Below are 21,580 nucleotides of genomic sequence, written 5' to 3' on the forward strand. Positions count from 1 at the left end.
TCACTTCTCCAGGTAGTACAGGTAGTCCCCGACGTTGGCGGGGGTGACGATCTGGGTCGGGACGGGGACGTCCTTCGGCGCCGGGCGCTTGCACGCCAGGTCGATCGCGGCGTTCATCGCGTCGTAGCCGAACTGGAAGGTGTTCTGCTGGACGACGCCCTTGATCCAGCCGGCCTTCAGCCCGTCCACCGCCTGGCTGGACAGGTCCCAGCCGACGACCTGGAGGTCCTTGGTGCGCTGCTGGCTGACGACGGCGGCGGCCAGGCCGATCAGGGCGGGCTCGCCGGTGGCGTAGGCGTAGGGCAGGTCCGGGTTGCCGGTCAGCAGGTTCTCCGCGGCGGTCTGCGCGTTCTCCTGGATGTTGCGGCCGTCCACGACGTTCTTGATCTTCATGCCGTGCCCGGTGACCTCGTCGGTGAAGCCCTTCTGCCGCTCGTTCTGGATTGTGCTGTTGAGCGCGCCGACCACGCCGATGTCGCCCTTGCCGCCGGAGATCTTCAGCAGCGCGTCGGCGAGCTGCTTGCCGCCCTCGGCGTTGGCGGTGCCGACCTGCGTCGAGACCGCCGGGTCGTCGACCGTGGCGTCCACCGCCACGACCGGGATGCCGGCGGCCTGGGCGCGGCGGACCGCGGGCTTGATGCCCTCGGTGTCCACCGCGTCCACGATGATCGCGTCGTAGTGGCCGGCGACCATGTCGTCGATGGCGTTGGCCTGCGTGGTCGAGTCGTCGTTGCCGTTGACGACCTGCACCTGCGCGCCCGCCTTCGCCGCGACGGCCTTGGCACCCGTGTTGATCTGGTTGAAGAACAGCGCCTGGAGGTTGATCGGGACGAGCCCGATCTTGGGCGTGCGCCCCTGCACCTTGCAGGACTGCGCGATCCTCTTGGGCGGCGGCGGCCCCTGCTCGGTGGCCTTCTTCTCGGCCGCGATCTCCTTGCGGGCCTGCACGTCGCAGGCGGTCGTCGCCGTCAGCAGCAGGCCGAGCGCGACCGCGGCGGACACCGTGCGTCGCATCATGTCTCCTCTCCCTGGCGCCGCGCGAGCGCGGAGGGCGCTTCCGGACCGGTTCCGGTGCCGGCTGTTTCCTTGGCCGGGTGTGCTCGAGTTGTGTTCGCCCGGGCGGGGTCCGCTCCGGCGGAGTCGATGTAGGCGAGGACGGCCTCGCGGTGCGGCAGCCCGGCGCGCGCCCCCGGACGGGTGCACGACAGGCCCGCGGCGACGGCGGCGACCCGTGCCGCCTCCAGCGGGCCGGCGCCCCGGTCCAGCTCCGCGCAGTAGGAGCCGGCGAAGCAGTCCCCGGCGCCGGTGGCGTCCACGGCGGTCACCTCGATCGCCGCGCCGGCGTGCCGGGCGCCGTCCGGCGTGAACAGCGTCCAGCCCCGGGAACCATCCGTGACCACCAGGTTTACCCGATGCCGGGCGGCGGCCGACGCGAACGCGGCGTCGTCGCCGAGGAACGCGGCGGCCTGCGCGCGCCCGACGATCGCGTGGTCGGCGGCGGCGAGCGCGGCCCGCGCCGCCTCGGCGCCGTCGCAGCCGTCGAGGTCGACGACGACTCCCGGCGGTCCCTCGCCGAGCACGCCGGCCGCGGCCGGGAAGCGGTACCCGTCGAGGTAGAGCCAGTCCGCGCCCGCCGCGCGGGCCTTCGCGGCGACGGCGGCGACGTGCTCGGTGGTGACCCGGTCGTCCTGGCTGATGATGGAACGTTCCCCGTCGGGGGTCAGCAGGACGACGGCCGTGGTGAGGACGCCGGTGTGCGACGTCCACTCGGTGCCGACCCCGTCGGCGGCGAGCGCGTCGAGGAACGCGGTGCTCGCCGCGTCCGGCCCGACGACGCCCGCGAAGCGCGCGTCGGCGCCCATCCGCGCGGCCGCCACCGCCGCGTTCGCCCCCATCCCGCCCTCGCCGCGGCGGACCGCGGTGGCCTGGACGCGGGCGGCGGGCCCCGGCAGCACGGGGACGGCGACCGTGAGGTCGGCGTTGGCGTAGCCGCAGAAGACGATCATGGCAGGACCACGCCCGCCTTCGCCGCGGCGGCGGTCAGCTCCCGCACCTTGGCGGCGTCGACCCGGCCCCACCAGCGGCCGTTGTCCTTGACCGAGGACGCGACGATCACCCCGTCGCAGGCCGGCAGCAGTTCCCCGACGTTGCCCGCACTGATCCCCGAGCCGATGACGACCGGCAGCGTGGTGTGCGCGGCGATGCCCTCGACCTCGTCCAGCGCGGCCGCGTCGCCGGTCCGCGAGCCGGTGGCGATCAGCACGTCGGCGCCGAAGAACTCGGCGTCCTCGGTCTGCTCGGCGAGGGTGCGGTCGGCGACGATCGCGTGCGCGCCGTGCTTGACGTGCACGTCCGCGAAGATCTTGACGGGGTTCGCGCCGATCCGGCTGCGGTAGCGGGTGGCGTGCGCGGCCTGGCCCTCGATGATCCCCTCGTTGGCGACGTAGGCGTTGGCCCACTGGTTGACGCGGACGAAGCCGGCGCCCCCCGACCAGGCCGACGCGATCGAGCACTCGGCGGCGTTCGACAGGATGCTGACGCCGACCCGCCCGGCGGTCGCGTGCCGGACCCGGTCGGTCACCACGGCCATGGCGGCGGCGGTCTCGTAGCCGTGCTCGCCCGGCTTGAGGAACGGGATGTCCCAGTGGTTCTCGACGATCACGCCGTGGGAGCCGCCGTCCAGGTAGGCCCGTGCCTCCTCGATCGCGAACGTGCAGATCTCGTCGAGCGGCACGCCCTCGTAGTGCGGGCTGCCCGGCAGCGGCGGCAGGTGCACGGCGCCGATGACGACCTTGGGGGTGCCGAACAGCTCCTCGACGGCGTTCGGCTTCGGCGGGAACACGCCCAGTGCCCGCTCGCTCCCCGTCGCCCTCACCATGTCGCCTCCTGTGTAATCGATTGCAGTCGTGTTGCCCTGCACCGTAGATACGAGATGCGCAGGCCGTCAAGGGGCTATGATCGGGTCAGCCGTCATCGCACTGCCCAGCAACCGGGCTTCCGCCACGCCGGAGAGGTAAACGATTGCAGCGGGTCACGATCGCCCAGGTCGCCGAGCGGGCCGGGGTCTCCACCGCCACGGTGTCGCGCGTGCTGTCGGGCCGCGGGCCCGTGTCCGCCGGGGTCCAGCGCAAGGTCAGGAAGGCCGCCGACGAGCTTGGATACCAGGTCAACTCCATCGCCCGCGCGCTGCGCAACAGCCGCACCGACACCGTCGGCATGGTCGTGCCGAGCATCTCCAACCCGTTCTTCACCTCGCTGGTGGAGAGCGTCGAGCACGCCCTCGGCCGCGAGGGCAAGGAACTGCTGCTCTGCGACGCGCGCTCCGACCCCGAGGTCGAGGCCAGGCGCCTGTCGACCCTCGTCGCCCGCAACGTCGACGGCATCATCGTCAGCCCGAGCCACGGCACGCTGAGCGGCGCCGCCGTCCAGGAGACCGCCGGCCGGCTGCCGCTCGTCCAACTCGACCGGTTCGTCGGCGGCACCAGCACCGACTGGGTGGGCGTCGACGACGTCGCCGCGATGCGCCAGGTCATGGACCACCTGCACGCGGGCGGGGCGCGGTCGGCGGCGTTCGCCGGCTCGCTGCTGACCAACTCCTCCACCGAGCAGCGCTTCGCCGGGTTCCGCCGCCGCGCGGAGGACCTCGGCATCGCCGTGGACCCGGACCGGATCCTGCTCGGCGACTACAGCGTGGAATGGGGCGAGACGGCCGCCGCGCGGCTGATCGCCGCGGGCGACCTGCCCGACGCCATCGTGTGCGCCGACGACCTGATCGCGCTCGGCGTCACCCGCGCCTGCCGCGCGCACGGCGTGGACGTCCCCGGCCGGGTCCAGGTCACCGGGTACGACAACATCGAGTTCTCGCGGCTCAGCGAGCCCGCGCTCACCACCGTCGACCAGCCGCGCGAGCGGATCGCCGCCGAGGCCGTGCGGCTCCTGGCGGCCGCCGCCGGCGAGACCGACGGGGACCGCGGGCCCTCGGCGCACATCGCCCTCGTCCCGACCCTGGTGATCAGGGAGAGCACGCGGGCGCGGGCCTGAGACGTCCCGGCCGCCGGCCGGGCCCGGAAGAGGAGGTCAGGAGATGGGCGAGGCGCTCGATCTCGCGCGGCGGCTGGTGCGGATCGACACCCGGGGCGGCGGCGAGCGCCGGGCCGCCGACCTGGTCGCCGGCGTGCTCGACGCCGCCGGCTTCGACGTCCGCGTGGACGAGCCGGCGCAGGGCCGGGCGAACGTCGTGGCCCGGCACGGGCCCGCGGCGCCGCGGGTCCCGGTCACGTTCACCGGGCATCTGGACACGGTGCCCGCCGATCCGTCCGGCTGGTCGTTCGACCCGCTGTGCGGCGACGTGCGCGACGGGCGGCTGCTCGGGCGGGGAAGCAGCGACATGAAGGCGGGCGTCGCCTGCCAGATCGAGGCGGCCGTCCGCGCGGTCCGCGACGGCCTGCCGGCTCCGCAGCTGGTGTTCACGTTCGGGGAGGAGACCGGCTGCGACGGGGCCGCGGTCCTCGATCCGGCCGCGCTCGCGGCCACGGACCTGCTGGTCGTCGCCGAGCCGACGGGGAACCGGACGGTCCTCGGCCACAAGGGCACGCTCTGGCTGAAGGCCACGGCGCGGGGCGTGTCCGCACACGGATCCCGGCCGGAACTCGGCCGCAACGCCCTCGTCGCGCTGGCCGGCGCGGCCGCCCGCGTCCACGCGCACACGGGGTGGCCGGTGAGCGCCACGCACGGGCCCGCGACGGTCAACGTGGGCACCTTCCACTCCGGCGTGCAGCCGAACCTGGTGCCCGACCACGCCGAGATGCGGCTGGACGTCCGCACCGTCCCCGGGTTCGGCGCGGACGAGGCGGTCGCGGTGATCTCCGGGCTGTGCGGCGGGGAGGTCGACATCGAACGGCTCGTGGACCTGCCCGGCGTGGCCACCGACCCCGCCGCGCCCGGCATGCCGGAGGTCCTGGAACTGCTCGCGCCCGGTTCCTCCGGCGCCACGCCCGAGTACGCGACGTACTTCACCGACGCGTCGGTCCTGGCGGGCCTGCTCGACGGGCCGCACGTGGTGGTCTACGGGCCCGGCGACCCCGAGCAGGCGCACGTGACGGACGAGACGTGCTCGGTCGCGCGCATCGACGCCGCGTCCGAGGCGCTCTACCGGCTCCTGGCCGCCCGCCCGCGCTTCGCGGGGTGACGCGGGCGGGCGGGCCGGCGCCCGCACGCATGAGGACGTCCCGGCGATCGGAATGATCGCCGGGACGCGCCTCACGGCGTCAGCCGAGGGGCTGCGGGTCGCCCTTGGTGCCCGGGCCCGAGCCCCACGACAGGACCTGCCACTTGACGCCCTGGAGGTGTCCCTCGCCGGTGCCGGCGTCGTACTTGCTGTCCGGCTTCTCGCCGTCGAGCAGGTAGCGGAAGGTGTAGGTGTCGAGGTCGAGCATGACGCCGTCGTGCGAGGGCGCGCCGGGCCCGCGGTCGCCGATGAAGCCGGTGACGCTGCGGCCGTGGTAGGTGACCTTGACCTTGGTGTTCAGCGGCCAGCTCGGGCTGGCGAACAGGCCCTTCTGCATGGGCTTGCCACTGGCGGGGGCGCCGGTGTCGCCGTTCACGCCCGAGCCGTCGTCCCAGAAGTAGGACGCGGTGGTCGAGCCGCTGAGGATCGCCTTCGGGCCGTCGGACTTCTTCTTGGCCTTGGAGTCCTCCGCCTTGGCCTTCTCGTCCTTGGACGCGGCCTTCGAGCGGGACTCGGCCAGGGTCTTGGTGGAGGCGTCCTTCTTGGGGGCCTTGCTCTCCTGCGCGGCCATGTCCTGCTGCTGCGCCAGAAGCTTGTCGGGCTGGGGAGCGGAGTCGTCGTGGCTGGCGGCCGCCACGCCGCCCACCAGCATCCCGGCAAGAGCCGCGCCGGTGACACCGGTCAACACGCGATTGATCGTCCGCTGCTGCATATGGATCCTTAGTTCGGCGTACAGGGCTGCCGTTCCGGCGCCGGCGCACAGGGGGCTTCCGGGCATGCGGAACGGGGTCCGAGACTCGGGACTCGGAATGCCGCCGCGGAAAGGAACCCGCGTTGAATCGGCCCGCGGGCATGGCGGACCGCGCTCGCGTACGGATGCGCGGGCCCGTTCTCGGGCATGCGCGCGACGCGGGCTTCGATGAAGCGGGAAGAATGCCGACCGGGGGCTCGGTGGCCCTGCACGGTCACGGCCGGTGCATGGTACGACCGTGGTTCGGCGGAGGGATCCCGCCTGGCGGGCGGGAAGCGGCGGCTATGCGATTGGCCAGGTCAACGGTGCTTTGACCTCGACCTGGCGTTGACTATATCCGGCATTGCCGCATGTGAGTCAAATGGGCGATTTCTTTACCTTTGCGAAGGTAGATCTTCTTCGCGGCCGGTCGGCGGGATCGCCTTTCCCGCAAGGGATCCGGATGGGCGCGGCACCCGACACCCTTACCAAAAAGATCTTAAAGAACGATCTTTATCCGACATTAACGATCTTTATGCGGGCCGCGTCGGACGCGCCGCGCACGCCGGAAAGCCCGTCCGGAGAGTCCGGACGGGCTGCGGATGCACGAACAGGCCCTGCGCACAGGGCGACCTGAAGAACGGCCCGGCGGCGGCCGCGACGGAGACGGGCGCCGGGCCGCGGACCGCACGCGGCGGTCCGGGTGTCAGCGCGTCGGGTAGACCGACGGCACCAGCGGGGTCGGACCCGTCCCGCCGGCGAACACCGGGTTGACGGCCGGCGCCTCGGTGAACGGGGACTCCGCATAAGCCGGCTGCGCATAGGCGGACTGCGCATAGTCCGGCTGGGCGAACTGTGCGGCCGCCACAATCGGCTGGTACGGCGCGGGAGCCGCCTGCGGAGCGCCCGGCGGGGGCACCGGCGGCGGTACGTGGGAGCCGTCGGCGCGGCGCGGTTCCGGCGCCGACGGGGCCGTCCGATCCGTGCGGCGCTCGGCCAGGACGGCCATCAGCGCGCGGGCGGTGTCGGCGTCCATCCGGAGCAGGACGCTGGGCGTGCCTGCCTGGTCGACGAACGGGGAGACCGAGGGGGCTGCGGGGAGCCGGGGCAGCGCCGCCCGCATCTCCTCGCGGAGATCCTGGGCCAGCCGCAGCGCCTGTCGGTCACTGTCGCTCAAGTGTGCGGTCATCGCGATCTCCGGGCGAGTTCACGTGCGGGGGTCCGGGGCAATCCTGCTAGGAATGGCGTGCAGGTGCAAGGGCTGATGCACGTGCATTTTACGAAATATCGCCCCGTAACCCGGGCCCCCGACGCTCGTTCGCGATCAGTCCATCCCCCGCCTGCCCGGCGTCCAGTACGGCTTGACCAGCACGGATCTGCGCGGCCAGCCGCGTTCGCGGACCAGATGGGCGCGCACGGCCTGCACGGTGCGTGCTTCCCCGGCCACGTAGGCGCACCCCGGCTCGGCGGGAAGATCCAGCCGACGCACGGCGTCCACGAGGATCTCCGACGACGCGGCGGAGGCGTCCCCGCGCCGGCACCACGACAGTTCCTCCGCCCTCGGCAGCGTGAGCCGGTGCTCCGGCTCCGCGACTTCCACCGCGCCGTACACGGGCTCGTCGGGCCTTGCGGCGCGCAGCATCGCACCGAAGGTGACCGAGGCCGTCTCCTCACCCGCGAAGAGGTGGTACGCGGCAGGACGCAAGACGAACGAGCCCTCGGGCTTGTTGAAGACGACCTCCTCCCCCGGCCGGACGGTCCGCGCCCACCGCGCGCCCGGTCCGGCGTCCTCATGGTCCATGACGCACAGTTCCAGCACGCCGGAGGCCGCGTCGTAGTCCCATACGGAGTAGGTGCGCAGCGCGTCGCGCACTTTGCCGCTGATCCACGTCCGCGCGGAGGTGATGTCCACCATGTGCAGGCGGACGTGCTGGCCGGGCCGCCACTCCAGGCCCGGGACACCGCCGATCCTGATCCAGCGCATGCGTCCCGGTGCCGGCCGGACGTCCTCGACGCGGCCCCGGACGAACATCCGGTCCAGCAGCCTGCCGCGGACGCCGCCTGCGGGCGGGCTCGGTTCCACGGTCACGATCGCCCCTCTCACTCGCGTTATATCGCGTATTGGATGGACACGATATATCTCAATCGTCGTCACGGCCAGGCCCCCGCGCCCCGGTCCGGCGCGGAAGCCCGACCGCGACGAGCACCGCGGCCGCACCGGCGATCAGCGCGACCACGCGGAACCCCGCCGACATCCCGCCGGTGAAGGCGGCGATCACCTGCTGGTGCGCTTGCGGCCCGGCGCCGGCCCCGTCCGCCGCGGCGATCGCCTCGCCCGCCGAGTGGGCGTGCCCGGCGAGCGCCGGTGGCAGGCCGTCCGCGAACCGGCCGGTCAGCACCGTCCCCAGGACCGCGACGCCCAGCGCGCTGCCGATCTCCCGGGCGGCGCTGTTCAGCCCCGACCCGAGCCCCGCCCGCTCGGCCGGGAGCGCGGACATGACGCCGACCGACAGCGGCGGCACGCACAACCCCATGCCGATCGACATGACCAGCAGGTCGGCCGCATAGAGCGGGTAGGGCGTGGACGCGTCCGCGAACGAGAGCAGGACGAGCCCGCCGGCGATCACGAGCAGGCCCGCGGTGATCACCGGGCGGTTCCCGAACCGCAGGGCCAGGCCGACGCTCCGCCGCGACACCGCGATCATGCCGACGACGAGCGGGGCGATCGCCGCACCGGTGACCAGGGGCGAGTACCCCTTGGCGTACTGCAGGTACTGGGCATTGACGAAGAACAACGCGAACAGGCAGAAGAACGCCGCCCCGATGCCCAGCACGCCGCTGCGCAGCGGCGCCGCGGCGAACAGCCGCGGATCGAGCAGCGGGTGCGCGGCGCGCATCGCGTGGACGGCGAAGACCGCCAGCAGGACGGCGGCGCCGCCGAACCCGGCCAGTACCGGTGCGGACGTCCAGCCCCGCTCGGGGCCCTCGATGATCCCGAACAACAGCGCGAACAGGGCCGCGGTGAGCAGCACGGCGCCCGGCATGTCCAGGTCGGCGCGGTGCCGCTCGCCCGCGGGGGACGCCCAGGCCACCAGCACGGCCAGCACCCCGGCCGCGACCGCGCCGGCCGCGAACAGGCACTGCCAGGGCAGCCACTGCAGCACCGCTCCCCCGGCGAGATTGCCGACGGCGCCCGCGATTCCCGTCGCCGCCGTCCAGACGGCGATGGCCTGCGGACGCCGCGCCTGCTCGGTGACCTGCAGCAGCAGGGACAGCGTCGCGGGCATGATGAGCGCGGCGCCGACGCCGGTGACCAGCCGCCCGGCCAGCAGCACGGCGACGGCGGAGGCGGCGGCCGACAGCAGGCAGCCTGCGGCGAAGACGCCGAGGCCGGCCAGCAGCGCGCCCTTGCGCCCGAACCGGTCGCCCGCGGCGCCCGCGGGGATCAGCAGGCAGCCGAAGACCAGGACATAGGAGTCGACGATCCACAGCAGGCCGGTCGCGGACGGGTGCAGGCCGCTCGCCGACAGCTTGGGGATCGAGAGGTTGATCGCCGCGACCATCGCCACGACCAGGACCACGCATGCCGACATCAGCGGCGGCATGGCGCGCCGGGCGGCGCGTCCCCGGTCCGGCGGCGCGGCGGCGCGGACGGCATCGATCGTCATGAAGGGGTTCCTCGGAGTCGCTCGGAGGCGCGCTTCGGGCGCGCCGGAAAGGGCTGAGCAGGAAGGTGCGGGACGGGGATCCGGCCGCGCTCGCCGCCTCCGCGATCTCAACGTAGGCTTGCGGTGACTTGCTTACAAATGCATCTTTTGCACACGAGGAATGCGTTTCATGCAATCCAGGCTGGACCTCAACCTGCTCGTCGCCCTCGACGCCCTGCTGGAGGAGGGCAGCGTCACCGGCGCGGCGGAGCGTCTGCACCTGTCGGGCCCCGCGATGAGCCGGACGCTCGGCCGGATCCGCAAGGCGCTCGGCGATCCCGTCCTCGTGCGGTCGGGACGCGGCATGGTGCCTACTCCGCGCGCGCTGGCGATACGCGCGGAGGTCCATGAACTCGTGCAGCGCGCCCACATGCTGTTCTCCGAGGACGACGCCTTTTCTCCGAGCATGCTGGAGGGCACCTTCACGCTGCAGGCGGAGGAGGGGACCGCCTCCGTCCTGTCCGGCCCCCTTCTCGAGCGGATGGCACGGGACGCTCCAGGCGTGACCCTGCGCTTCCTCGGGGAGGGGCCGCGCGACACCCATCTGCTGCGGCGCGCGTCGATCGACCTGGAGATCGGCGTGATCACCGACGCGGCGCCCGACACCAGGCTCGAGCCGCTGCTGGAGGACCGCTTCTCCTCCGTGGTCCGCCCCGGGCATCCGCTCGCCGGCAGGGAGGTGACCCTGGACGCCTGGTGCGCCACGACGCAGCTGACCAACACGCGCCGCGGCCGCCTCGCCGGGCCGATCGACGAGCTCCTCGCCGGCATGGGCCGGTCACGGCGGGTAGCCGGGACGGTCCCGACGGTCGCCGCCGCGCTGCTCGTCGTCCGGGAGACCGACCTGATGGGATTCGCCGCCGAGCGGCTGCACAGGCCCCTGGTGGAGCGGCTGGGCCTGGTGTGGGTGCCGATCCCCTTCCCCATGCCGCCGCTGAACCTTTCACTGGCCTGGCATGCGCGCTACGACGCCGACCCCGCCCACGCATGGCTGCGGCGGTGCGTCCGCGAGACCGTCGCGGACGTCACCGGCATGAGGGAGCCTCAGGCGCGTCGGTAGGGTCGGCATCTCCGGAACGTCCCCGGCCGCGCCGGGGCCTGAGAGAAGGCGGACCGATGGCGGACACTCTCAGCGTCCGGGCCCTGAACAGGGCCACGCTGGCACGGCAGCTCCTGCTCGCGCGGGAACGCGTCCCCGTCGCGGAGGCCGTCGGGCGGCTGTTCGGGATGCAGGCGCAGGAGCCCAAGCCGCCGTTCGCCGGGCTGTGGACGCGGCTGGATGGCTTCCAGGAATCGGATCTGCACGCGGCCCTGCACGACCGGACGCTCGTCCGCGCCACGATGATGCGCGCGACCCTGCATCTGATGACCGCCTCCGACTACCTCGCGTTCCGGACGCCGATGCAGCCGATGCTGGACGGGGCGATGCGCGTCCTGGGCGACCGGGCCAAGGGACTCGACCTGGACCAGGTCGTCCCGGCGGCCCGCGCCCTGCTCGACGAGAAGCCGCGGACGTTCAACGAGGTGCGGGCCCTGCTGCAGGAACAGTTCCCGGACGTCAACGACCGCGCGCTGGGCTACGCGGTGCGCATGTGCGTGCCGCTGGTCATGATCCCGACCCAGGACAGATGGGCGTTCCCGCGCTCCGCCGAGTTCGCCTCCGCCGGCGGCTGGCTGGGCGCCGTCCCGGACGCCGGCACCGCCGTCGATGATCTTGCCCTGCGGTACCTGGCGGCGTACGGCCCCGCGTCCGCGGCCGATGCACAGGCATGGTCGGGCATGTCCGCGGTGGGCGAGGCACTGGAACGGCTGCGTCCGGACCTGGCGGTCTTCACCGACGACAAGGGCCGGAAGCTGTTCGACCTTCCCGACGCGCCGCGTCCGGGCGAGGACGTCCCGGCCCCGGCGCGGTTCCTGCCCGAGTTCGACAGCCTGGTCCTCGCCCACGCCGACCGCAGGCGCGTCATCGCCGACGCGCACCGCCCGTCGCTCACCACGAAGAACCTCCGGGTGCGCGCCGTCTTCCTGCACGACGGGTTCGCCCGCGGCATCTGGGAGACCGAGTACAAGCGCCGGGTCGCCACCCTGCGACTGCGCCCCTTCGAGGCCCTCTCCCCGGCCGCCCTCGACGAACTGACCGCCGAAGGGGAGGCCCTGCTGCGCTTCCTCGAACCCGCGGCCAAGGACACGGTGGTCACCGTCGCCGAGGACTGACCGCCGCGCCGGTCAGGCGATCGTCCGGCCGAGGCCCTCCCAGTAGGGCGCGCGCAGGTCCTTCTTGAGGATCTTCCCGCTGGGGTTGCGCGGCAGCGCGTCCACGAAGTCGACCGAGCGCGGGCGCTTGAAGCCGGCCAGCCGCTCGCGGGCGTACCCGATCACCTCCTCCTCGGTCAGGGCGGCGCCCGGCGCCGGGACGACGACGGCCTTGACGGTCTCGCCCCAGCGCTCGTCGGGCACGCCGACGACCGCGACGTCGGCGATCCCGGGATGGCCGGCGAGGACCTCCTCGACCTCGATCGGATAAACGTTCTCCGCGCCGGTGACGATCATGTCCTTGATCCGGTCGGTGAGGAACAGGTAGCCCTCGGCGTCGAGGTACCCGGCGTCGCCGGTGCGCAGCCAGCCGTCCCCGGCCAGCAGCTGTTCCGTCTCCTCCGGCCGGTTCCAGTAGCCGGGAGTGTTCTGCGGGGAGCGGACCAGCACCTCGCCGACCTCCCCCGGCGCCAGCACGGCGTCCCCGCCCGGCTCGACGATCTTCACTTCGACCCAGTCGTACGGGCGGCCCGCCGAGCGCATCAGGTGGGCGCGCGGGCCGTCCGGGTCGTGGTCCTCGGGTTCCAGCTGGACGATGGCGCCGGTCGTCTCGGTCATCCCGTACAGCTGGAAGAGCGGAGCCCGGAACGTCTGCAGCGACCGGCGCAGGACCTCGCTCGTGATGGGCGAGGCCCCGTAGGTGATGGCGCGCAGCGCCGAGTAGTCGCGCTGCGCCGCGCCGGGCACCTGGCACATGAACTGCAGGACCGCCGGGACGATGAACGCGTTGCTGATCCGCTCGCGCTCGAACGTGTCGACCAGTGCGGCCGGGTCGATGTCGCGGACCAGGACCTGGCGGCAGCCGGCGTACAGGCCGGCCAGCGCCCAGCCGGTGCCGCCGATGTGGAACAGCGGCATCGGCACGAGGCTCACCGCCGAGGCGTCCAGCCGCCAGCGCCGCGCCATCCGCTCGCCCACCTCGAAGTTGGCGTTGCTGAGCTGCACGCCCTTGGGCACGCCGGTCGTGCCGGAGGTGTAGAGCTGCACGACGATGTCGCCGGGCTCGCCGACGAACCCGGGGTCGTCCGCCGGGTGGTCCGCCAACCAGGTCTCGAAGCCGTCCCCGGTCACCACGACCCGCCCGGGCAGGCCGTCCGCGAGGGCTTCGAACTCGGCGTCCACCACGGTCACCGGGGCCTGCGCGTCCGCGACGACGGCGGCGATCTCGGCGGGGGTCAGCCGCCAGTTCACCGGAGCCGTCACCGCGCCGATCTTCGCGGCGCCGAACAGCAGGTCGAAGAACTCGGGCGCGTTCTTGCCCACGTAGGCGACCCGCGATCCGGCGCCGAGCCCGGCGGCCAGCAGGGCGCGGGCGGCGCGGCTGGAGCGCTCGTGCAGCTCGGCGTAGCCGATCGTCCGGCCGTCCCCCGTGAGGGCGGGGGCCGAGCCCCGGTCCCGGGCGTGGTCGCGGACGATGGACACGACGCGGTAGTCCACTCCGGCCCCTTCCGAATCTAATTCGGTTCTGTGCGCCCGACCCTACCGACCCGGTCCGTCCGCGCGAAAGCGGACACCGGCCTCACATGGGAACATGACGCTGCGCCCGTGCCCGGCTCCGAATAGTGATCAATCCGATACCTGTACTGATTGAAAGATCCATCAAATGAGCGCAAGCTGTCCCCGACGTCTGGAATGCCCCGCCCGTTCCTTCCGACCGACCGCCGACAGGACACGACCATGTTCGAGATCTGGGAGACGAGTGAGCCGGCACGGCTCATCAGCGACGCGGGGAGCCTGAAGGTGGCGCTGGAGAAGGTCGACACCATGTGCCGGCTCCGCCATGACCAGGCCACCGCGCACGTGGGCGAGACCCGCGAGGGCTACCACTTCGAGATCAGGGACCACGACGGCAAGGCCCTCGCGCGGCTGAGCTACGTCCCCGACACCACCCGCGCCTACCAGAGCGTCGTGGTGGAGGAGATGCGCGCCGAGGACCCGCGGAGGTAACGCGCGCCGACGCCGCGGCGCATCGAAGATGAAAGTCCCGTTTCGCACGGATGTCCGCGCACGGGCACCCGCCCGCGCGTGGCAGTATGCCTCGTGGTCAGGTGACGGAGCCTCGGACGACGGGAGTACCGGTGCGGAAGGCGTGGTGGCGGCCACGGCAGGCTGAGTCCTCTTCCGAGACGGCGCCCGGCGGGACCGCGCCGCCGCTCGCGGACGAGGCCGAGACGCTGACGTCCGAGGCGGTCGCCGCGCTGGCGCGGGCCGACGACACGGGGTTCCGGCTCCTCGTGGCCGAGCTGGCCGACCGCCCGGACGTGCCCGGCTGGACCCGCGCCTCCGGCCGCTGCCTCGCCGCGCGGCTGCGGCGCGGCGTCACCCTCGCCTGGGACCGCGGCTGGCAGCCCGCCGACGTCGTCCGGTACGCGGGCCGCCGCCGCACCGCCAGGCACGGCAGGCTGGCCACCGACGCGATCGCCGCCGAGATGCGCGCCTACTCCGCCGCCACCGTGGCCGCGCAGTGGCGCGAACAGCTGAGCCTCCTCGGCGCCGAGGTGTGGTGGGAGGACGACGACGAGCACCCCGACGCCTGGTGCGAGCGCGAGGGGGTCGGCCGCACGGACTTCGTCGCCTGCGCCGTCGAGCTCGTCCAGCTGCTGGAGAGCCTGCCGAGGCTGGCGAGCATCGGCCCGCCGCCCGGGACACCGCTGCGGGAGGTCCCGGTCCGCGACGGGTTCGAGGGCGTCGACCAGCGGATGCTCGGCAAGGTCCGGGCCCTGCTGGCGAAGGCGGAGTCGACCGAGTTCCCGGAGGAGGCGGAGGCGCTCAGCGCGCGCGCCCAGGAACTGATAGCGCGGCACAGCATCGACCGCGCCCTGCTGGCCGCGGAAACGGGCGACCCGGGCGGGCCCGCGGGCCGCCGCGTCGCGGTGGACAACCCTTACGACGCGCCCAAGGCGGTGCTGCTCACCGTGGTGGCGGAGGCGAACCGGTGCCGCGCCGTATGGCACAGGGAACTCGGGTTCTCCACGGTCCTGGGGTTCCCCGCCGATCTCGCGGCGGTGGAGATGCTGTTCACGTCGCTGCTGGTCCAGGCGACCGCGGCGATGGTGCACGCCGGGCCGAGGCGCGACGCGCGGGGGCGGTCACGGACCCGTTCGTTCCGCCACGCCTTCCTCAACGCCTACGCGGCGAGGATCGGAGAGCGCCTCCGGGGCGCGGCCGGCGAGGCGGCGAACCGGGCGGCCGCGGACGCCGGCGGGACGGATCTGCTTCCCGTGCTCGCGGCGCGCGACCTGGCCGTCGAGAAGGCCGTCGACGCGATGTTCCCCAACCTGGCCAAGGGCCGGGCGGGATCGGTGTCCAACTACGAGGGCTGGGTCGCCGGCCGCGCGGCGGCCGACCTGGCCAGCCTGAACGGGCGCTCGGAGGTCTCCGGGGCGTCCGGCCGCTCCTAGCGCGCGGGGTCCCCCCGGGGGGCGAGGGGGACGTCCGGCCATCCGTTCCGTTCTTCTGCTCGTGCTCGGCTGTGCGGTACGTCGGGAGCGGGTCAGGCCTTCTTGCGCCGGGTGTTGCCGCCGCGGCCGCGCAGCGGGACGCCCGCCTCCTTCAGGACGTTGTAGATGAACCCGTACGACCGGCCGGTCTCGGCGGCCAGGTCGCGGATGCTCTCGCCGCCCGCGTAGCGGGGTGCGAGCTCGGCGGCGAGCTGCGTGCGTTCGGCACCGGTGACGCGGGTGCCCCTCGACAGCGTTCGGGTCACGGGGACCTCCTGTTCCAGAGCTGGGCCGCGAGACCGTCCCCGCAGCTCACAGCAGTGTTGATCTACCCAACGTACACATTCCCCCTGAATCCGCCCCTGATGCGGCACCATTCGGCGCGAAATCGGCCGAAGCTGGTCTTTTCCGTGGTCAACGGCGTGTCGGAACTAGACAGACGGTCCCCGGACCGCCTTCGGCTGCGCGGTCCGCAGGATCGCCGGCGCGAACGGGCCCCGGAGGGGAACGACGCCGGCCGTCGCGGCCGGTCCCGCGCCCGCCGTGGCCGCCCGCAGCGCGGCGGCCTTCACGCTCTCCGCGTGCTCGACCACCAGCTGCTCGGCGGCCGCCGCCTGCTGGGACGCGGCCTCGCGCGCGGACAGGTCGGAGCGGCGCAGCCGGTGCCTGGGCGGCTCGAACGGGAACAGCGAGGTCTCGGTCAGCCCGTCGACGACGAGCAGCTCACCGGGTTCGAGCAGCCGCCAGCCGGGCTGGTCGTCCATCGGCTCGCTGGCGATCACCACGGCGGGCACCGGCCCGTCCGCGCCGGCAGCGTCGCCGGGACCGCTCGCCCCACCCTTGTCCGGCGACAGCACCCACAGCTCATTGCTCTCGGGGTAGCGCAGCGCCCACAGCCGCCCCGCCTCGGCGATCAGCAGGTTGACCGCGAACACCGGCAGCTCGGCCCCGATCCGCCGCACCGCCTCGACGATCCCGGCGGTGGTGTCGCCGCGCCGCCGGATCTCCGCGGTCACATAGGCGAACACCAGCTCGGAGTCGGTCTCGCCCGCGACGGGCGCCCGCTCGACGTCGGTCAGCCACGCCCGGAGCGTGTCGAGCCCCTTCACCACGCCGTTGTGCGCGAACAAGCGGTCGTTCATGACGAACGGATGGCAGTTGTGCACGGTGAGGCCGCCGACCGACGCGTCGCGCACGTGGGAGACGAACGTGTGGGACGGGACGTTGCGGGCGTGCAGATCGAAATCGGCGTTCTCGAAGGCGGCCAGCGGTGCCCGGTCGCGCACGGGCTCACCGCCGAGCGAGAACCAGCCGAGGCCGGCGCCGTGCGGCATCCGGTGGCTCTGCGCCCGCAGGCTGGACGGCGCGTCCAGCAGCCAGTGGGCCGCCCGCACCCGGGGTCCGCCCGTGCTCATTCCGAACAGTCGGCACATGCCGTTCGCCTTTCGATATGGGAGGTGATCCCCGCGCCCCGGGTCCCCGGCCGGCCGCACGGAAAGAAGATCATAACTACGAGTGATGGAGATTTTACCCAACGTTGCATCGGGCGTCTGGCGATTCTCGCCAGACGGTCGCGGATCCGCGTTCGATTCGGCGGACCCGGGGGGCAGGGGCCTGCGAGGCTCACCCGGCCGCGGCACACCACCGGATCACGATTCGGCAGTCGACGGTGGCCGCCGAGCCCCGATTTTACGCGGTGGTTCCCCTGCGTTGACCTGGTTATCCACAGAACGCGATTCGACTTCCGTCTGTTCCGGCCGGGCCGCAGGCTGGTGGACGTCCGGCACCCGCCAGCGAGGAGAGAACATGATCGCCTTCCCGGTCCCCGCCACCACGACGTCCCGGTTCGCCGTGGCCGCCGAGCGCATCCCGCACGACCTCCCCGGCCTGCTCCGCGGCGCGGGCGGCCCGTACGCCGCCCACATCGCCGGCCGCCTGGGGTCACCTCACCTGGAGGTCGTCCGCGAGGACGGCGCCCGCCTCCGCTGGGACCCGGCCCGCATCTTGGCACCGCGGCCCGAGGACCGCCGGCGCGAACGCGCCTTCCGGGACGCCCCGGAGTTCGCCGTCGTCACCGCCTGCGCCCCGATCACCGACCAGCCCCGCGCCGTGCAGGTCGCCCGCGCCGCCGCGCTCCACCTCGCCGCCGCGACCGGCGGCGTCCCCGCCGACCTCGTCACCGGCCACATCCTGACGCCGCCCGCCGAGGAACGGACCCGCTTCGTCCTGGCCGACCAATGGCTGGGCGACGAACTGCCACCCTTCCGCGCCAACGGCCGCTGCACCGCCCCCGATCCCGACCGCGATCCCGAGGGCGTGAACGGCTGCTCCTGCGTCCGCCTGCGCACCCGCGGCCTGCGCCGCTTCGGCCTGCCCGAGCTGCAGATCGGCGACGTCGCCTGCCCGCACGACCTGGCCGCCCTCAACGTCCTGCGCACCGCCGCCCGCCGCCTCCTGACCGACCACTGGTCGTGGCTGTCCACCGGCCCCGCCGACCGCACCCGCGAGGTCGACGCCGCCCTCTCCCTCGCCGAGTCCGACTTCAGCGACTTCTGGGGCACCGCCCGCCGCGTCCACCTCGTCCCCCCGAACCCCTTCCAGATCCGCCTGGCCCTCCTCACCCCCCGCCTCCTCGCCGTGGCCCCGCCCGACGACATCACCGGAACCGTCAACGACTGGCTCTGCGGCGACACCCTCCCGCTCGGCATGTACGACGTCCTCCACTCCCCCGCCGACCCTCCGCACTCCCAAGCCGCCTGACCCAACCGCCCCGCTCCGACCAGGCCAAGCCCCGGAGCCCACAACACCGACCACGCCACCAAGCCACTCACCATCGATGCGGAAGCCAAAACGGGATCACCATCGCCCGGGCCCCACTTCCCCCGCAACGACGACCGGCTCCCAAGCCTCCGCAGACCTAGACCATGGTCAGCAGGTGATCCATGGGTCCGTAGTCAATCTTCCAGTCGACGTAGACGCCGGAGAATCCGTCCTTGACCATCGCAGGCCAAGGGTCACCCAGCGGACGGATCCGTTCGTCGGCGAGCGAGAAGGCACCGCAGCCTCGGACTCCTCGCCACCGCACGGGCGGGCCGGCGGCAGCGGGTTCGTCGTACTCCCGGGACTCCTCGTTCCAGTACTCCTCACTGTCCGAGATGAACGCACGGGCTCCGTAGCCGCGTCACTCGCGTTCCGCTCCGAACTCGTTGGCCAACACCAAGAAGCCCCGGCCGCCGCATCCCCGGCAGACGGAAGGAGCGACCTTCACCGGGCGGCCGTCGTCTACCCCTCGCAGGAAATCCGCGAGTTCCGCAGAGACACCCTCGCCAACCCGATCATCCGCATGCCCGACCACACACCGTTCCAGGCACCTCGATCAACCACCCACCAGCCACCAAAAACTCAGGGGCATCGCCCGACGTGGTACTCACGGCCACCGCGACCAATCTGCCCGACGGGGATCCGCGCCAAATCACGCCAGTAGGGCCCCGTTCACCTGGCTAGTCCAGAGCGCCGATTGGGACTCGGACGTTGGGATCCATGTCGCGGGCCTTGTCGCCGTGTTCGGCCGCCCGATGCCGGTCGCCACCGGCCTCGGTTTGGCCGGGAGGTCGACGAGCCCCTCGGCATTGACCGGTCCAGTCGCGGGCGCGCCGACCTGGGCCATGGCGTTCTTGCGAGGTGCCCCCGCCTGCTTGCGGACGGTCTTCCGCTTGAACCCGACGCCCCGCTCCCCGTTCCCCACTCCCCGCTGTACCTCGATCCGGCTGTACCTCGATCCGGCTGTTCGTCGATCCGGCTGTTCGTCGATCCGGCTGTTCGTCGATCTCAACCGGCCCAGCCTCGATGGTGGCCACCTCGGACCGGTGCCCGTTATGGAAGTTCAACATCTGACGTCCCGGACCGTTCGGGTCCCGATAGCCGGTGAACTCGCCCCGCTCGCCGACTCCTGGGTCGATCGGTCGACTTCAACAGACCATCCTTGCCGGGCAGTTCCGGGCTCGGCTCACGGGCCGGGGCCACCGGCCAGCCGACCAGATCCCGGCCGGGAGTGCCGCCATGCGCGCTGGAGCGAAGGGGAGGTCACGCCGACATGCCAGGCGGCGCGGCGTGCCCGTTCGGCGTCGTCACCGTCGGCGCTCGTCACCCGGCTCAGGTTCCAGGGCGACATCTCGGCGCCGTGCGCGGTGACCATCAGAGCGGGACTTGGATGGCGGAGCCAGACAAGTCGGCCGGGGTCGGGGGGCCTGCCTTCGAGACTGGTTCGATCGGTGAAGGCATATAAGAGGTTTCTGACGATTGTTTCGGCGCGGAGTGGAGGGACCTTACTTTCCGGCTTGCTTAGGTGAGCCTTACCGGCCGTCAAGTGTGGCTTCGTCCTGGGCGCCGGGTGACGGTAGGTATATCCGGATAATTACGGATGTGAGGCTCATTTCAAAGGCGTCGGCGAGACGATCGGTCGATCGAGTGCGAGCAATGGTCAACGCTCCGTAGCCGAATTGACTACGATCGGCATTCCGACGGTGACCAACGCGATCCCCCGGGGCGAAGATGACCCGTTTCCTGGCAGATCCCAGGATGACCGACATATTCGGCGAAATCGTCCGCTGCACCTGCGGACTGCTCGGCTGCACCGCGCTGGCGGGCGTGATCTCCTTCAGCGCGGCACCGGCCGACGCGGCACCGGGACCGCGGCCCGAACCGCGAAGATCGGCGCCGGCCTCCTGCCGGCACGCCTTCGTCAACGGCGACTGGTACACCGGGTATCTGTGCAGGGATGCCTGGGTGGCCATGTACGGCAGCAGCCGGAAAAGGGCGGCGGGCCACGGGGACGCCGCCCGGAGGCGGGGACGGTTCGAGCGGAGCTCGAAGACCGGGCGCCGGCGGTCCGCGCCGGCGAGCCCGCTCGACCGGCCGGGTCCTCGGCCGGCGGCGCAGGCTCCGCCCGGCGTCGCGCCGGCACCGGTCCCGACACCGGTCCCGACGGTGACCAGATGGGGCGGAGGCAGCGCACAGACCACCGTGCGCCTGCGGGAACAGGCCGACGACGAGCCGCGGGCGCGGCCGGTGCAGCCTGCGCTGCTGCTCGGCCTACTCCTTCCGGCGGCCGCCGCGCTCTGCTACCCGTTCCGGCACCGGATCTACGCGGCGGCCACCGCGGGAATGCCCGTGCTCGCCGCTTCCGCCGCCGGCCCGGACCCGCGGCCCGCTCCCTTCGCCTACCGTCCCTCCCTCGACCCCTTCGCGGTTCCGGCTCTGGGCCTGGCGGGCGCCGGCGCGGTCGACAGCGCGCGAGTGCTCACCCTGTCCGCCCTCGACGAGCATGGGGACAGCTCCCTGGTGGTGATCCCCCGCCCCGACGCCACCAGGCTCTTCGGTCTCGCCGAGGACGAACTGCTCGATGACGGCGCCGCGGGTCTGTTCATTCCGGGCAACCTCGATGCCGCGCTCGCCTACCTGGAGACCGAGCTGGCGATCCGGCGGAACTCCGGTGCTGCACCCGACCGCCGCCTCCTGCTGGTCGCCGACTGCGCGGAGGAGACCGCGCGGATCGCCGCGCTCCTCGACCGCCATCCCGGCGGGCTCTCCGCGGTGCTTCTCGGCCCGTGGACGAGCGCCCGGGCCCTGGTGGACGACGAAGGCCTGGTCGACGCCTCCCCCGGGCTGACGGCCCATCTACCCGAGCGGCTTCCGGCCATGTCCCGGACCGAAGCCCGGGACCGTCTCCACGCCGCACTCGCCCGCCAGACCGAGGACCGGAGGCGCCCGCCGGGCCGGCGCTCCGGCCCACGCCGCACGTGACCGCCGATCCGCTCGTCGTTTCGGGAGAGGTGCCCCACCTTCACCAGCCGATGCACATCCCCTCACCACACGTGTCCCCCATCTGCTCCCCGCTTCAGGACGCATGCGGCACCCTTCACGTGGCGATGCACGCTCCCTCACCACCCGTCCGCTCCCGCCCAGGACGCATGCAGCACCGTCCCAGGCCGACGTACACCCCCTTGCCGCACATGACCACCCGCCCGATCCCCGCCCAGGACGCATGCGACACCCGTCCCAGGCCCGCGCATGCCCCCCGCCCAATCCCCGCTTCAGAGCACGCACGCCCCCGTCCCTGGACCAACGCACGCCCCCCCCGGCGCGCATGACCACCCGCCCGCTC

Annotated in this window: 19 protein-coding genes; 8 read left to right on the forward strand and 11 right to left on the reverse strand. The window is 72.8% G+C overall.

From position 1 onward, the window contains the following. From ACA514_RS17100 to ACA514_RS17110, 3 genes are read right to left on the reverse strand one after another with little or no spacing between them, the layout of a single operon-like run. Positions 1-1,017, reverse strand: a complete 1,017-nt coding sequence (locus ACA514_RS17100; RefSeq protein ID WP_375042129.1) for a substrate-binding domain-containing protein — start codon at positions 1,015-1,017, stop codon at positions 1-3. After that, positions 1,014-2,006 carry a carbohydrate kinase family protein gene (locus ACA514_RS17105; protein ID WP_375042130.1) on the reverse strand — a complete coding sequence of 331 codons (993 nt, stop codon included), beginning with the start codon at positions 2,004-2,006 and terminating at the stop codon, positions 1,014-1,016. The genes ACA514_RS17100 and ACA514_RS17105 overlap by 4 nt, the downstream gene beginning before the upstream one ends. Further along, positions 2,003-2,878 (reverse strand): BtpA/SgcQ family protein, encoded by an 876-nt coding sequence (locus tag ACA514_RS17110; RefSeq protein WP_375042131.1) that lies wholly within the window; start codon positions 2,876-2,878, stop codon positions 2,003-2,005. The genes ACA514_RS17105 and ACA514_RS17110 overlap by 4 nt, the downstream gene beginning before the upstream one ends. 143 nt (positions 2,879-3,021) lie before the next feature. Here ACA514_RS17110 and ACA514_RS17115 point away from each other — a divergent pair, with 143 nt between their 5' ends. Both ACA514_RS17115 and ACA514_RS17120 read left to right on the forward strand, forming a co-directional pair. After that, the gene (locus tag ACA514_RS17115) at positions 3,022-4,041 is read left to right on the forward strand and encodes a LacI family DNA-binding transcriptional regulator (RefSeq protein WP_375042132.1); all 1,020 of its coding nucleotides are present in this window, start codon (positions 3,022-3,024) and stop codon (positions 4,039-4,041) included. Positions 4,042-4,084: 43 nt separating this feature from the next. Then, positions 4,085-5,188, forward strand: coding sequence for a M20 family metallopeptidase (locus ACA514_RS17120; protein ID WP_375042133.1), 1,104 nt, complete (start codon positions 4,085-4,087; stop codon positions 5,186-5,188). A gap of 79 nt (positions 5,189-5,267) precedes the next feature. Here ACA514_RS17120 and ACA514_RS17125 read toward each other — a convergent pair whose 3' ends face one another. The 4 genes from ACA514_RS17125 to ACA514_RS17140 form a co-directional block, all read right to left on the reverse strand. Beyond that, positions 5,268-5,915, reverse strand: a complete 648-nt coding sequence (locus ACA514_RS17125; protein ID WP_375042134.1) for a hypothetical protein — start codon at positions 5,913-5,915, stop codon at positions 5,268-5,270. Positions 5,916-6,663: 748 nt separating this feature from the next. Next, positions 6,664-7,134, reverse strand: a complete 471-nt coding sequence (locus ACA514_RS17130; RefSeq protein ID WP_375042135.1) for a hypothetical protein — start codon at positions 7,132-7,134, stop codon at positions 6,664-6,666. 147 nt (positions 7,135-7,281) lie between these two features. Continuing rightward, on the reverse strand, positions 7,282-8,046 hold the full coding sequence (locus ACA514_RS17135; protein ID WP_375042136.1) for a siderophore-interacting protein: 765 nt from the start codon (positions 8,044-8,046) through the stop codon (positions 7,282-7,284). A gap of 52 nt (positions 8,047-8,098) precedes the next feature. Continuing rightward, positions 8,099-9,625: an MFS transporter gene (locus ACA514_RS17140; protein ID WP_375042137.1), complete on the reverse strand. Its 1,527-nt coding sequence runs from the start codon at positions 9,623-9,625 to the stop codon at positions 8,099-8,101. A 169-nt stretch (positions 9,626-9,794) separates the two neighbouring features. Here ACA514_RS17140 and ACA514_RS17145 point away from each other — a divergent pair, with 169 nt between their 5' ends. Together ACA514_RS17145 and ACA514_RS17150 are read left to right on the forward strand one after the other, a co-directional pair. Further along, positions 9,795-10,724, forward strand: a complete 930-nt coding sequence (locus ACA514_RS17145; RefSeq protein WP_375042138.1) for a LysR family transcriptional regulator — start codon at positions 9,795-9,797, stop codon at positions 10,722-10,724. A 56-nt stretch (positions 10,725-10,780) separates the two neighbouring features. Then, positions 10,781-11,878, forward strand: a complete 1,098-nt coding sequence (locus ACA514_RS17150) for a winged helix DNA-binding domain-containing protein (RefSeq protein WP_375042139.1) — start codon at positions 10,781-10,783, stop codon at positions 11,876-11,878. A gap of 12 nt (positions 11,879-11,890) precedes the next feature. Here ACA514_RS17150 and ACA514_RS17155 read toward each other — a convergent pair whose 3' ends face one another. Further along, on the reverse strand, positions 11,891-13,414 hold the full coding sequence (locus tag ACA514_RS17155) for a long-chain-fatty-acid--CoA ligase (RefSeq protein ID WP_375042140.1): 1,524 nt from the start codon (positions 13,412-13,414) through the stop codon (positions 11,891-11,893). Positions 13,415-13,654: 240 nt separating this feature from the next. Between ACA514_RS17155 and ACA514_RS17160 the strand changes: the two genes are divergently transcribed. Further along, complete coding sequence (locus ACA514_RS17160) at positions 13,655-13,924, forward strand: hypothetical protein (RefSeq protein ID WP_375042141.1); 270 nt, start codon at positions 13,655-13,657, stop codon at positions 13,922-13,924. 131 nt (positions 13,925-14,055) lie between these two features. Continuing rightward, positions 14,056-15,378, forward strand: coding sequence for a DUF2786 domain-containing protein (locus ACA514_RS17165; protein WP_375042142.1), 1,323 nt, complete (start codon positions 14,056-14,058; stop codon positions 15,376-15,378). A 92-nt stretch (positions 15,379-15,470) separates the two neighbouring features. On the opposite strand, the gene ACA514_RS17170 is transcribed toward ACA514_RS17165, so the two are convergent. After that, the gene (locus tag ACA514_RS17170; protein WP_344262163.1) at positions 15,471-15,683 is read right to left on the reverse strand and encodes a helix-turn-helix domain-containing protein; all 213 of its coding nucleotides are present in this window, start codon (positions 15,681-15,683) and stop codon (positions 15,471-15,473) included. Positions 15,684-15,848: 165 nt separating this feature from the next. Further along, complete coding sequence (locus ACA514_RS17175; RefSeq protein WP_375042143.1) at positions 15,849-16,850, reverse strand: class II glutamine amidotransferase; 1,002 nt, start codon at positions 16,848-16,850, stop codon at positions 15,849-15,851. Between the two features lie 373 nt (positions 16,851-17,223). Between ACA514_RS17175 and ACA514_RS17180 the strand changes: the two genes are divergently transcribed. After that, positions 17,224-18,177, forward strand: coding sequence for a hypothetical protein (locus ACA514_RS17180; RefSeq protein WP_375042144.1), 954 nt, complete (start codon positions 17,224-17,226; stop codon positions 18,175-18,177). Between the two features lie 1,592 nt (positions 18,178-19,769). Here ACA514_RS17180 and ACA514_RS17185 read toward each other — a convergent pair. Then, complete coding sequence (locus tag ACA514_RS17185; RefSeq protein WP_375042145.1) at positions 19,770-20,210, reverse strand: hypothetical protein; 441 nt, start codon at positions 20,208-20,210, stop codon at positions 19,770-19,772. A gap of 229 nt (positions 20,211-20,439) precedes the next feature. Here ACA514_RS17185 and ACA514_RS17190 point away from each other — a divergent pair, with 229 nt between their 5' ends. Beyond that, on the forward strand, positions 20,440-21,219 hold the full coding sequence (locus ACA514_RS17190) for a hypothetical protein (RefSeq protein ID WP_375042146.1): 780 nt from the start codon (positions 20,440-20,442) through the stop codon (positions 21,217-21,219). Positions 21,220-21,580: the final 361 nt, after the last annotated feature.

Origin of the sequence: Actinomadura sp. NTSP31 (genome assembly GCF_041951385.1) — a bacterium.
GTDB classification, from domain to species: domain Bacteria; phylum Actinomycetota; class Actinomycetes; order Streptosporangiales; family Streptosporangiaceae; genus Spirillospora; species Spirillospora napierensis.

Excerpts from the sequence above, each read along its gene's own strand:
- ACA514_RS17100 (WP_375042129.1), bottom strand. The coding sequence starts at position 1,017 with ATGATGCGACGCACGGTGTCCGCCGCGGTCGCGCTCGGCCTGCTGCTG.
- ACA514_RS17105 (WP_375042130.1), bottom strand. The coding sequence starts at position 2,006 with ATGATCGTCTTCTGCGGCTACGCCAACGCCGACCTCACGGTCGCCGTC.
- ACA514_RS17110 (WP_375042131.1), bottom strand. The coding sequence starts at position 2,878 with ATGGTGAGGGCGACGGGGAGCGAGCGGGCACTGGGCGTGTTCCCGCCG.
- ACA514_RS17120 (WP_375042133.1), top strand. The coding sequence starts at position 4,085 with ATGGGCGAGGCGCTCGATCTCGCGCGGCGGCTGGTGCGGATCGACACC.
- ACA514_RS17140 (WP_375042137.1), bottom strand. The coding sequence starts at position 9,625 with ATGACGATCGATGCCGTCCGCGCCGCCGCGCCGCCGGACCGGGGACGC.
- ACA514_RS17145 (WP_375042138.1), top strand. The coding sequence starts at position 9,795 with ATGCAATCCAGGCTGGACCTCAACCTGCTCGTCGCCCTCGACGCCCTG.
- ACA514_RS17150 (WP_375042139.1), top strand. The coding sequence starts at position 10,781 with ATGGCGGACACTCTCAGCGTCCGGGCCCTGAACAGGGCCACGCTGGCA.
- ACA514_RS17160 (WP_375042141.1), top strand. The coding sequence starts at position 13,655 with ATGTTCGAGATCTGGGAGACGAGTGAGCCGGCACGGCTCATCAGCGAC.
- ACA514_RS17175 (WP_375042143.1), bottom strand. The coding sequence starts at position 16,850 with ATGTGCCGACTGTTCGGAATGAGCACGGGCGGACCCCGGGTGCGGGCG.
- ACA514_RS17180 (WP_375042144.1), top strand. The coding sequence starts at position 17,224 with ATGATCGCCTTCCCGGTCCCCGCCACCACGACGTCCCGGTTCGCCGTG.
- ACA514_RS17185 (WP_375042145.1), bottom strand. The coding sequence starts at position 20,210 with ATGGCCACCCAGGCATCCCTGCACAGATACCCGGTGTACCAGTCGCCG.